The organism is Frankia sp. CgMI4 (assembly GCF_001756285.1).
GTDB lineage: Bacteria > Actinomycetota > Actinomycetes > Frankiales > Frankiaceae > Frankia > Frankia casuarinae.
The window spans coordinates 34828-47105 of the sequence record NZ_MAQZ01000025.1 but is presented as its reverse complement, the minus strand read 5'-3'; the positions used below and the strand labels follow the sequence as shown (position 1 = coordinate 47105).

The window sequence follows — 12278 nt, the reverse complement described above, 5'->3', positions numbered from 1 at the left end:
GGCCCGGGGGACCCAGGCGGCCTGGAATGTACTTCCCGTCACAACGCCTTGCGCGCGTTTCGCCGGATCGTGTCCCTGCTCACGATGCCCACAGYCGCTCAGCCACCGCGGCTGTGCCGGCGGCGGACGCCTCAGCGACCGCTCTGGACGCCTCGGCCCGCTCGGCCGCCCGCGCCGCCAGGACCCGGGTCACCGCCGAGACGACCCGCTCCGGATGCCAGGTCACGTCGGCCACGCTGAAGCGCAGCACCGTCCAGCGCAACGCGGCGAGGATGTTGCCGCGATGACGGTCCTGGTAGATCATCGCCGGCGGGCTGGTGGCCGAGAAGGTGTCCGCCTCCACGTCGAGTCGCTGCGCCGGCCAGGCGAGATCCAGCCGGGTGATGATCTGACCGGTCCCGTCCATGACCGGCCACTGCAATTCCACGGGCGCGAGCCCGTTGTCGGCCAACAGCAGCCGCAGCCGGGTCTCCAGGGGGGTCTCGGCCCGGCCGTCGGCCAGCGACCACCAGTCGGTCGTCTGCCGGAAACCGCGCCGCCCCTCGGCGGCCGCCCGTGCCCCCGCCAGGCTCGGCACCAGGCCGCGGTGCAGGGCTGCGTCCAGGTGGGCGACCGCCACCTCACGCGACTGGGCGGCCAGCACGAGATCCGCCAGCGTCCGCTCCGGCGAGGTGAGTGGGATCCCACCCAACTCGACGCGCTGGTCGACGTCGAGATCGCTGAAGTGCAGCCGGATCCCGCGCGGCTGGGCCCGGGTCTGCCGAGCCGGAAGAAGAAGGTGCACGGGTTCGGCGGAGCTTTCCGGAACCTCGAGCGGAAAACCGTGGAGCCGGGCGGCGGTGATCCCGCAGACGACGGCTCGGGGACGCCCGATGAGCGCGGCCCTTACCCGTGCCGAAAATGGCGAGAAGAAGACCGGGAGAATCGGCGTTGTATTTTCACCGCCGACGACCGACGCCGCGTGTCCGGGGCCCGCGGTGATGGCACCATGGCGCTTTCTTCGTCGGCGCGCGACGTCGTTCCGGACAAGTCCGGCGGATTCCTTCTCCCGGATTTCAGAATGCTCGGCGCGCCGCCGGTCCCCCGGCCGCGGGACGTCGTTGACGGAGCCGGGGAGCTCCGTCGGGCCGAGAGGTACGACGAAGACACCGCGCACCGGATGGCTCCACTGGCCAGAGTGGACGAGCTGGCGCAGCTGGCCGCGGGTCAACCCAGCGGCCATCGCCTGCCGGTAGGTGATCGCACCCCCCTGGCGACCGGCGATGCGGACCGCGGGGTCGAAACCGGGATAGCGCACGGGACGGGTCGGCGGGGACGAGGCCGAAGCGGAAAACGTCATGGACCGAGAATCCATCAGGTAGCCCCGGTAATCCAGCGCCACAGGCCACCTGTGGATAACTCCTCACAGGAGGACGACGAACGTAGGGCCCAGCGGTAACCCAGCCGGCTGTCACCGGAACCATTTCCTCAAGCTGGCTTCGGAAGCGTAGCCGCTACCTGGCCGAGTTGCTTGCGCGAATGTACGATAACGACGGCGTGCACCGTCCGATAACGTAAGATAGTCCACGGACGGCCGGTTCGACGGACGGCCGGCTGGTCAGCCACGGATCAGCAACGCGATCGCCACGGTCGCACCGAGCGTGATGACCACGCCACGTAGAACGTTCGGTCGTAGCCGGCGGGCCACCCGGGCACCGATCGTCCCACYGAGCAGGGATGCGACCACGAGGATGCCGGCGAACCCCCACGWGGCCTTCGCGGTGACCAGGAAGACCGCCACTCCCACCGCGTTGGCCCCGAACGCGAGCAGCGTCTTCAGCGCGTTGGTGCGCTGCAGGTCGTCGGTGAGCAGAATGCCMAGCACCCCAAGGAGCAGCACCCCGAGCCCCGCGCCGAAATACGATCCGTAGGCTCCCGCGACGAAGATCCCGAGCCGAGTCGGCCAGGTCACCCGGTCGGAGGCGAGCGAACCGGAGGCGGGCGACAGCAATGCGGCCGCGGGCGAACCGGATGGCCCGGATGGCGCCGACTCCGGCGGCCCGCCACCCGCCGCCGTGCTGGCTCTCCGGCGTGCCACCACGGCCGCGAGCCGGGACTGAGCCGCCAGAAGCAGACAGGAGACCAGCACCAGGTACGGAACCAGCGCCCGGAAGCTGTCGGAGGGCGTGGCCAGCAGCACAACGGCGCCGGCCAGACCGCCGAGCAGAGCCGGCGGTCCCAGGGCACGCAGCCGGACGGCCTGCCCGGCAAGCTCGCGGCGGTAGCCCAGCGCCCCACCGGCGTACCCGGTGACCAGCCCCACCGATGAGGTGATGTTGGCGGTCAGCGCCGGCAGACCGGTGGCGAGCAGCGCCGGGAAGGCGATCAGGGTCCCGCCGCCCGCGATCGTGTTCACCGCGCCCGCGAGCAGACCCGCCCCGCCCGCGAGCAGGGCATCGGCTGGTCCCACGTGTCCTCTATGCCGATGGAAGGAAGGGTGACGGGGTGACGGGGTGACGGGTTCGGCGCAGTGCGGCCGGTCCGGCTCAGAGGTCGAACTCCTCCGGGTTGATGCCGACCGCGAAGCACGCCTCCCGCACGACGGCCTGCTCCGTCTTGTCGAAGTTGCCATCGGCCCCGCCGATGACGATCCCGATCTGGATGACCGCCCTGGCCTCCGCCGGCTTCTTCTTCGTCTTCCCGATCTCCTGGAGGATGGAGACCTTGCCGAACTCGAAATCGGCCTGCAGCTTGCCGACATAGTCGTTGAAGCGACGCTGGAGATCATCCGCGGGAAAGTTGTTGAGCACGTCGTTGGAGATGATCAGTGCGGCGACCCGCTGCCGCTCGGCCGGGTCGATGGTCCCGTCCRCCGCGGCGACCAATGCGCACATCGCCATGCTGGCATCGCGGAAGGCACCGCTCTTCAGGTCGTTTTTCTTGGCGTTCAGCTGGCCCTGCATCGTCTGGGCGGACTGACGCAGCTGGTTCCAGATCGGCACCTGGGCTCCCTCGCACGGTGACGTATCACTAGATGGTTCCTCGCAGGTCAACGCATGACCGCCCGGACATGCTCCCACCGGCTGGCCGAGGGTCAGGAACCGGCACCGCCGCGAACGCGGTTGAGCCGGTCCACCGCCGCCTGCGCGTCACCGATCGTGGCGAAGTCGACCGCGACGAACGTCGGGATCCGCCCGCGCTCCTGGCGACAACGCTGTGCCCGGGTAAACACGGTCTCGGCGGCGTTCGCGCCGAGGGCGRCACGGCGGCTGGGCGCGGCGGCGGTGAGCCAGTGGTTCATCAGGAGCAGCGAGGCACCGTCCACGCCCCGGTTGCGGGCGCAGGTTCGCAGATCCTCGGGTTTCTTCGCATCGAACGGAGTGTCCTCGGCATACCGGTAGAAGCTGCGCAGGAACGTGCCCGGCAGGTCCTGCCGCTCGGTGAAGACCACCAGGCGTCGGCCCGAGGCGACCATCTCGCGCAGGGTCGGCCATCGGCCATGCGGATCCTCCGGCGGCGTCGTCACCATCCCCGCGAGGCCCGCGGCCGCCACGCCGCCGGCGATCTCGCTCGCCGGCACCTCATTATCCTGGATGATCAGCGTCACGACCTCGGTGGGATTACGGTTCATCCAGTCCCGGACCCGAGTCAGCTCCGCCACGAAGTCGAGGGAGCCGAGCTGGCACAGGTCATGGCACAGCCAGGTGCCGGGGCGTTCCGACCGGGCGCCTCGCGTCAGCGGGGCGAGCGCGTCGCGGGTCGCGGGCGGCAGGGTCTGCAGATAGGCGTCGACCTGGGTCGGCGATGTCCAGTGGTGCACGTCGAGYAGCAGGGCGCGCACCCCCAGGTCGAGCTGGTGCGTGATCGCCGGGTCCTGGGCAGGCCCGAGAAACCGGTCCTCGCTGGTGGCCATCGCGTTGTGGGTGGCCAGGTAGCTCACCTGGTCATAGCGCCGGTCGCACAGCGCCTGCTGGCTGTTGCAGAGCTTGCGGGCCTCGGCGGCGGCGCCCGGGAAGGCCGTCCAGGTCACGATGATCATCAGGGGCGCCGCGAGGGCGAACGCCGTGGCGACCCGGCGCCGCCGGCCGGTCCGGTTCCACCGGGCGGACACCGCGACGAGCCGCGACAATCCGTAGCCGACCAGGCCGGCCACCAGCGTCCAGGCCACGATCCGCAGGAAGTCGCTCTCGAGCGTGCCGTAGGCGCGCGAGGAGAAGTCGACCAGCACTGCGCCGGCTCCCGGCGGCAGGGGCGACGACGACCTGTCCAGCGAGGTCAGCGGATTCGGCAGCGCGATGCGCAGGACGACGCCGAGCAGCCCCGCACCAACGCCGGCGAGGACCACCGCACCGGTCGCGGCCCGGACCCGGGACACCCCCCGCCGCCCGGCCAGCACGACGATGCTGACCATGGCCGCCRTCATGATCAGGGCGAGCAGGAGGGAGACCCACACCAGGGTCGCGGCGACGTCGTGCAGCCGGTCGATCGCGACGATCATCGGCCGGTCACGCAGATCCGACAGACGGACCCCGAGATCGAGGGTGGATCCGTGGAGATACACCTGGAGCCGGCCGATGGCYGTCTCGTCGCCCCGGAAGACCTCCGGACCGACCAGCGCCAGCGCTCCGGCGATGTTGCCCGACCTCAGCAGGGCGCGCAGCGGAGCCTCGATGCGCGCCCGGGTGTCGGCGTCCACCCGGTCCAGCACCACGGGCAGGACGCGGTCGGTGTCCTGCGGGGAGAGCTCGATCGTGGGCAGGGACTTCGGCGGGCGCCCGGCGGCGATGTCGTCGAGCGCGGTGACGACACCGTGGGTGAACTCCTGCACGGTGGTGACCTGGTAGCTGGTGCCGGCGCCCAGTTCACCGGCGACGTACCGGTTGGCCAGGCCCGAGATGTTGTCGAAGATCGGCCGGAGATCGACGGCGAGTTCGACGTCGTCCGTGTCGGCCCGCAGGTAGGCGACGATCCGGTTGATCTGCTCGTCGGTCATCGCCTGGATCGTCGACGGGGGCAGCACCGTGCGCAGGTTCGCGGTGACGAGGGAGCTGTCGATCGGGAGGCCGGCCAGCAACGTGTCGACCGCGGGATCGGGCAGTACCTGGGTGTAGACGCGGTCGAAGGCGTCGGCCCGGTTCAGCRACTGCGAATAGAAGGCCGGGTTCAGCACGGTCCGCCACGCGGTGATGACGACGACCAGCGGCAGCCAGCAGAGCACGACGAGGGCGACGAGGGCGACGTGCGCGAGGCGCCCCCGCTCCCCTCCTCGGCGACCCATGGCCTACCGACAGACAGGCAGACCCGGATGGGCCCGCAGACCCGGATGGGCGACGTCCGCCAGCATCTCCTCGATGCGGGCCGCAACCTCGTCCGGGCTGCCGGAACCGTCCACCGTGCGCAGTAGGCCACCCCGCTGGTAGTAGCGGCGCAGTGGTGCGGTCTCCTGCTCGAAGACCTTCAACCGGCGACGGGCGGTGTCCTCCGCGTCGTCAACCCGGTCCTCGGTGCGGGACCGGCGCCGGATGCGGTCGAGCACCTCGTCGACGTCGACGTCGAGGTCGACGACCGCGTCGAGCGGGCCGCGGGTCGCCACGAGCATCCGGTCCAACGCCTCGGCCTGGGGGTAGGTCCGGGGGAACCCGTCGAACAGGAACCCCACCGCACAGTCGACGCCGCTCTCGAGCCGGTCGGCGACGATGTCGAGCACGATCTCGTCGGGGACCAGCTCGCCCGCGCGGACGTAGCGCTCCGCGCGACGGCCCAGCGGCGTACCCGCGGCAATCTGCCGGTCGAACAGCCGGCCGGTCGAGATCGAGGGGATGCCGTGCCGGGCGCTGATGCGAGCGCCCTGGGTTCCCTTGCCGGAGCCAGGTGGACCGAGCAGCACGAGCCTCATGGCACTGAACGGTACCGCCGCAGGTCACCAGGCGGGTCGGCGAGTCCGGTCAATCGCCGCGGATCCGGCATGGAGCAAGGCAGATCACATGAATCTTCGGCCGAAAAGTGCTCCGATGTTCCGGCCGCACGCCGGGGCTGGCTGCACGCCGGGGCTGGCCGGCTMCCGGTCAGCGACGCGTCGGCGTGATGGGCTCGGGCAGGTCCGTCCTGCCCATCAGCCAGCGGTCAGTGGCGGCGGCCGCGGCACGTCCCTCGGCGATCGCCCAGACGATCAGCGACTGCCCGCGTCCCATGTCCCCGGCGACGAACACGCCGGGGACCGAGGAGGCCCACCCGGCGTCGCGCGCCACGTTGCCGCGCGCGTCCAGCTCCACCCCGAGATCGGTCAGCAGGCCGGACCGTTCCGGACCGGTGAACCCCATGGCGAGCAGCACCAGCTGGCAGGGCAGCTCGGTGTCGGTACCCTCGACCTTCTCGAACTTCCCGCCGACGAGGCGCACCTCGTGCATGCGCAGCGCCCGCACGTTGCCGTCCTCGTCACCGAGGAAGCGCTCGGTGGAGACGGCGAAGACCCGCTCGCCGCCCTCCTCGTGCGCGCTGGAGACCCGGTAGATGATCGGGTACGACGGCCACGGGTTGGCCGGGGCCCGCAGCTCCGGCGGCCGGGGCATGATCTCGAGCTGGTGCACGGAGAGCGCGCCCTGGCGGTGGGAGGTGCCCAGGCAGTCCGCGCCCGTGTCACCGCCGCCGATGATGACCACGTTCTTGCCCTTGGCGGAGATGGGCGACTCGGGCAGGTCCCCCTGCGCGACCCGGTTCGCGGGCACCAGGAACTCCATCGCCAGCTGGACGCCACCCAGCTGGCGGCCGGGAACGGGCAGGTCCCGGCCGACCGTCGATCCGCCGGCGAGGACCACCGCGTCGTGGGAGGAACGCAGCTCGTCCGCGGAGATGTCGAGGCCGACGTTGCAGGACGTGACGAACGACGTGCCCTCGGCCGCCATCTGCGCGAGCCGGCGGTCCAAGACCCGCTTCTCCATCTTGAACTCGGGGATGCCGTAGCGGAGCAGGCCGCCGATCCGGTCGGCCCGTTCGTAGACCACGACCTCGTGGCCGGCCCGGGTGAGCTGCTGGGCGGCGGCGAGACCGGCCGGGCCGGAGCCCACGACCGCCACCCGCTTGCCGGTACGCAGCGACGGCGGAACCGGGACCACGGTGCCGTCGGCCCAGGCGCGGTCGATGATGCTGACCTCGATCTGCTTGATGGTCACCGGATCGTCGCCGATGCCGAGCACGCAGGCCGCCTCGCACGGCGCCGGGCACAGCCGCCCGGTGAACTCGGGGAAGTTGTTCGTCGCATGCAGCCGCTCGATGGCGTCCACCCAGTCGCCGCGCCGGGTCAGGTCGTTCCATTCCGGAATGATGTTCCCGAGCGGACAGCCCTCGTGACAGAACGGGATGCCGCAGTCCATGCACCGGCTGGCCTGCGTGCGCAGATGCTCCTCGGGGAACGACTCGTACACCTCGCGCCAGTCGGTGATCCTGACGTCCACGGGACGGCGCTTCGGCAGCTCCCTGCGGTGCTTGAGGAAGCCGGTCGGGTCAGCCATGCCGCTCCTGTCGGGTCCGTGCGATCGCGATGATGGTCGGGTCGTGCTTGGCGGCCCGGTCAGCCACGAGCCGCCGCCATGATGACCTCGTCGGCGACGAGCCCCTGCTCCTGCGCCTGCCGGATGGCGGTCAGCACCCGCTTGTAGTCCCGTGGCATCACCTTACGGAACGACCCGCGCACGGTGTCCCAGTCGGTGTAAAGCCGGGCGGCCACCGTCGAACCGGTCTCCCGGCGGTGCCGGACGAGCAGGTCCCGCACGATCGTCTCGTCGGCGTCGTCCAGCGCCTCGACGTCCACCATCTCGGTGTTGATCCGCGCCTCGACCGGGTCGTACAGGTAGGCCACGCCGCCGCTCATGCCCGCGGCGAAGTTGCGCCCGATGGCCCCGAGCACCAGCACGGTGCCGCCGGTCATGTACTCGCAGCCGTGGTCGCCGACCCCCTCGACCACCGCGGTCGCCCCGGAGTTGCGCACGCAGAACCGCTCGCCGACGATTCCGCGGAAGAACGCCTCGCCGCCCGTCGCCCCGTAGAGCAGGACGTTACCGGCGACGATGTTCTCCTCGGCCCGCAGCGGGGACTCCTTCGGCGGGAAGACGAAGATCTTGCCGCCGGACAGGCCCTTGCCGGCGTAGTCATTCGCGTCGCCCTCGAGGGTCAGTGTCATGCCGCGGGGCGCGAAGGCGCCGAAGCTCTGCCCCGCGGAGCCGGTGAACCGCAGCTGGATCGTGTCGTCGGGCAGCCCCGCCGCGCCGAAGCGCTTCGTCACCTCGTAGCCGAGCATGGTGCCCACGGTCCGGTTGACGTTGCGGATCGGCATCTCCAGCCAGACCGGCCGGCCGTCGTCGAGCGCTCCCTCGCACAGCTGGATCAGCGAGTTGTCCAGCGCCTTGTCCAACCCGTGGTCCTGGCTGGACGTGCAGTTCAGCGAGCCGCCGAAGGGCCGCTCCGGGGTGTGCAGCAACGGGGTGATGTCGAGGCCGGAGGCCTTCCAGTGGTCGACGGCGGCGCGGGCGTCGAGCAGGTCGACCCGGCCGACCGCCTCCTGCAGGCTGCGGAAGCCCAGCGCGGCGAGGTAGGTGCGCACCTCCTCGGCGATGAAGGTGAAGAAGGCCTCGACGAACTCGGGCCTGCCGGTGAACCGCCTGCGCAGTTCCGGGTTCTGGGTCGCCACACCGACCGGACAGGTGTCGAGATGGCAGACGCGCATCATCACGCAGCCGGCAACCACCAGCGGGGCGGTGGCGAAACCGAACTCCTCGGCCCCCAGCAGCGCCCCGACGATGACGTCGCGGCCGGTCTTCAGCTGCCCGTCGACCTGCACGACGATGCGGTCGCGCAGGCCGTTGAGCAGCAGCGTCTGCTGGGTCTCGGCCAGCCCCAGCTCCCAGGGGGCACCCGCGTGCTTCAGCGAGGTCAGCGGCGAGGCGCCCGTCCCGCCGTCGTGCCCGGAGATCAGCACCACATCGGCGTGCGCCTTGGAGACCCCGGCGGCGACCGTGCCGACGCCGACCTCGGCGACCAGCTTGACGTGCACCCGGGCCTTGGGATTGGCGTTCTTCAGGTCGTGGATGAGCTGGGCGAGGTCCTCGATCGAGTAGATGTCATGGTGCGGCGGCGGGGAGATGAGCCCGACACCGGGCGTCGAGTGCCGCGTCTTCGCGATCCACGGGTAGACCTTGTGGCCAGGAAGCTGCCCCCCCTCCCCGGGCTTCGCCCCCTGGGCCATCTTGATCTGGATGTCGTCGGCGTTGGCGAGGTACTCGCTGGTCACCCCGAACCGGCCGCTGGCGACCTGCTTGACCGCGGAGCGGCGCAGGTCCCCGTTCGCGTCCGGCGTGAACCGCTCCGCGTCCTCGCCGCCCTCGCCGGTGTTCGACTTCCCGCCGAGCCGGTTCATGGCGATAGCCAGCGTCTCGTGCGCCTCGGCGCTGATCGAGCCGTAGGACATGGCACCGGTCGCGAACCGCTTGACGATCTCCGAGGCCGGCTCGACCTCCTCGATCGGCACCGGCGTGCGCACCCCGGTACGCAGCTCGAACAGACCCCGCAGCGTCGCGTTCTCCCGGGACAGACCGTCGACCCGGGCGGTGTACTTCTGGAAGGTCTCGTACTGCCGGGTGCGGGTGGCGTGCTGGAGCAGGAAGACGGTCTCCGGGTTGAACAGGTGCAGCTCACCCTCGCGGCGCCACTGGTACTCGCCGCCGACCTYCAGCGTGCGGTGCGYGTGCTCGGAGGCRATCGGCGGGTAGGCCCGCCGRTGCCGCGCTGCCACCTCCGCCGCGATGACGTCGAGTCCGATGCCGTCGAGGCGCGACGGGGTACCCGCGAAATAGGCGTCGATCAGTTCCTGGGACAGCCCGATCGCCTCGAAGACCTGGGCACCGGTGTAGCTCGCCACCGTCGAGATGCCCATCTTGGACATCACCTTCAGCACGCCCTTGCCGARCGCCTTGATCATGTTCTTCTCGGCCTGCTCCCGGGACACCCCGACGATCTCGCCCTCGGCGATGAGGCTGTCGATCGACTCGAATGCCAGGTACGGGTTGACCGCCGCGGCGCCGTAGCCGGTGAGCAGCGCGATGTGGTGCACCTCACGGGCGTCGCCGCACTCGACGATGAGGCCGACCTTCGTCCTGGTCCGCTCCCGGATCAGGTGGTGGTGCACGGCGGCGGTCAGCAGCAGCGACGGGATCGGGGCCTTGCGCGTGTCGGAGTCCCGGTCGGAGAGCACGACGATGCGGGCACCGTCGGCGATGGCCTCGCTGACCCCGGCGCAGATTTCCGCCAGCCGGGCGGCGAGCGCCGCGCCGCCCCCGTCGACGTCATACAGGCCACGGACCGTCACCGAGGCGAAGCCGGGCATGTCACCGTCGTCGTTGATGCCGATGATCTTCGAAAGCTGGCTGCTGCTGATCACCGGATAGGGCAGGTGCACCATCCGGCAGGACGCCGGGGATGGCGCGAGCAGGTTGCCCTCCGGGCCGAGCACCCGGCCCAGGCTCGTCACCAACTCCTCGCGGATCGCGTCCAGCGGCGGGTTGGTGACCTGCGCGAACAACTGGGTGAAGTAGTCGAACAGCAGCCGGGGACGGCTGGAGAGCACCGCCACCGGCGTGTCGGTGCCCATCGAGCCGATCGGCTCCGCGCCCGTGCGCGCCATCGGCGCGACGAGCACGCGCAGCTCCTCCAGCGTGTAGCCGAACACCTGCTGGCGACGCAGCACCGAGGAGTGCCCGTAGAGGAGCTGCTCCCGCTCGGGCAGGTCGTCCAGCTCGATCAGACCGGCGTGCAACCACTCCGCGTACGGCGCCGCGTTCGCGAGCTCGGACTTGATCTCCTCGTCGCTGACGATGCGCCCCTCGGCGGTATCCACCAGGAACATCCGCCCCGGCTGGAGCCGGCCTTTCTGCACCACCTTGTGCGGCGGGATGTCGAGCACGCCCACCTCGGASGCCATCACGACCAGGCCGTCGTCGGTGACCCAGTACCGCGAGGGCCGCAGCCCGTTACGGTCGAGCACCGCCCCGATGACCGTCCCGTCGGTGAACGCGATGGAGGCCGGGCCGTCCCAYGGCTCCATCAGCGTGGAGTGGAACTGGTAGAAGGCGCGCAGCGCCGGGTCCATCTCGGTGTGGTTCTCCCACGCCTCGGGGATCATCATCAGCACCGCGTGCGGCAGGCTGCGACCGCCCAGGTACAGCAGTTCCAGGACCTCGTCGAAGCTCGCCGAGTCGCTCGCCCCGTCCGCGCAGACGGGGAACAGCCGGGAGAGGTCACCGGGGATCAGGTCGCTGGCGAGCAGCGCCTCGCGGGCCCGCATCCAGTTCCGGTTCCCGCGGACAGTGTTGATCTCCCCGTTGTGGGCGACGAACCGGTACGGGTGCGCCAGCGGCCAGCTCGGGAAGGTGTTCGTGGAGAACCGGCTGTGCACCAGCGCGATGGCACTGGTGAACCGGGGGTCGTCGAGGTCGGGAAAGTAGGCCGAGAGCTGGTGGGTGGTGAGCATCCCCTTGTAGACCAGGGTCCGCGACGACAGCGACGCCAGGTAGACGCCGGTCTCCCGGCGGATCCGCTTGCGGGCGCAGAACGCCCGACGTTCGAGGTCGGCCTGGTCGAACCCGTTCCCCGCGCCGCCCTCAACCGGACCGGCGGCGGGCAGACTGCCGGGCAATGCGAGGAACAGCTGCCGCATCCGCGGCTCAACCTCGTGGGCCGCGTGCCCGACGATGTGGCTGACGACCGGCACCTCACGCCAGCCGAGGACCCGCAGCCCCTCCTGGCGGACGATGCGGCTGATGGTGCGCACGGCTTCGTCCCGCTCCCCCGAGACCTGCGGCAGGAAGGCGATCCCGACGGCGTAACGCCCCGGGGCGGGCAGCGTGAAGTCGACGACGTCACGCAGGAACAGGTCGGGGACCTGCACCAGGATGCCGGCTCCGTCGCCGGTGTCCGGGTCGCTGCCCGAGGCACCCCGGTGGTCGAGGTTACGCAGCACGGTCAGGCCCTGCTCGACCAGCTCGTGACTGCGCCTGCCGTGTACATCGACGACGAAGCCGACGCCACAGGCATCGTGTTCGAAGGTGGGGTCGTAAAGACCTTGCGCACTCGGCATCCGGCGAAGTCCTGTCCATCTTCAGGGGCTGAAGGGGGTGCGGACAACGCTGTCCGAGTGGTGTGACGGCACGGCGACGCTGGCCCGGCGCCCCGTGTCTCTACCGAGTGTGCCACGCGGCCCGCTCATGCGCCGCGATCAAATATGTCCAGGAGATCACCGCCAGATGACGTCA

7 protein-coding genes are annotated in these 12278 nt (G+C 70.6%); all 7 read right to left on the bottom strand.

The genetic code is table 11. The features are described from left to right. Positions 1 to 79: 79 nt before the first annotated feature. The 7 genes from Manayef4_RS02795 to gltB all read right to left on the bottom strand — a co-directional run bounded on the left by Manayef4_RS02795 (position 80) and on the right by gltB (position 12103). The gene (locus tag Manayef4_RS02795) at positions 80 to 1339 is read right to left on the bottom strand and encodes a type IV toxin-antitoxin system AbiEi family antitoxin domain-containing protein (RefSeq protein WP_232235051.1); all 1260 of its coding nucleotides are present in this window, start codon (positions 1337 to 1339) and stop codon (positions 80 to 82) included. A gap of 258 nt (positions 1340 to 1597) precedes the next feature. Beyond that, positions 1598 to 2449, bottom strand: coding sequence for a sulfite exporter TauE/SafE family protein (locus Manayef4_RS02790; RefSeq protein WP_070130528.1), 852 nt, complete (start codon positions 2447 to 2449; stop codon positions 1598 to 1600). 76 nt (positions 2450 to 2525) lie between these two features. Beyond that, the gene (locus tag Manayef4_RS02785) at positions 2526 to 2981 is read right to left on the bottom strand and encodes a TerB family tellurite resistance protein (protein ID WP_070130527.1); all 456 of its coding nucleotides are present in this window, start codon (positions 2979 to 2981) and stop codon (positions 2526 to 2528) included. Positions 2982 to 3073: 92 nt separating this feature from the next. After that, entirely contained in the window at positions 3074 to 5257 is a 2184-nt protein-coding gene (locus Manayef4_RS02780) for a hypothetical protein (RefSeq protein WP_070130526.1), read from the bottom strand. 3 nt (positions 5258 to 5260) lie between these two features. After that, complete coding sequence (locus tag Manayef4_RS02775) at positions 5261 to 5875, bottom strand: adenylate kinase (RefSeq protein WP_011437396.1); 615 nt, start codon at positions 5873 to 5875, stop codon at positions 5261 to 5263. Between the two features lie 169 nt (positions 5876 to 6044). Continuing rightward, entirely contained in the window at positions 6045 to 7487 is a 1443-nt protein-coding gene (locus tag Manayef4_RS02770) for a glutamate synthase subunit beta (RefSeq protein WP_011437397.1), read from the bottom strand. Positions 7488 to 7546: 59 nt separating this feature from the next. Then, positions 7547 to 12103, bottom strand: a complete 4557-nt coding sequence (gene gltB / locus Manayef4_RS02765) for a glutamate synthase large subunit (RefSeq protein ID WP_070130525.1) — start codon at positions 12101 to 12103, stop codon at positions 7547 to 7549. Positions 12104 to 12278: the final 175 nt, after the last annotated feature.

Excerpts from the sequence above, each read along its gene's own strand:
- Manayef4_RS02775 (WP_011437396.1), bottom strand. The coding sequence starts at position 5,875 with ATGAGGCTCGTGCTGCTCGGTCCACCTGGCTCCGGCAAGGGAACCCAG.
- Manayef4_RS02770 (WP_011437397.1), bottom strand. The coding sequence starts at position 7,487 with ATGGCTGACCCGACCGGCTTCCTCAAGCACCGCAGGGAGCTGCCGAAG.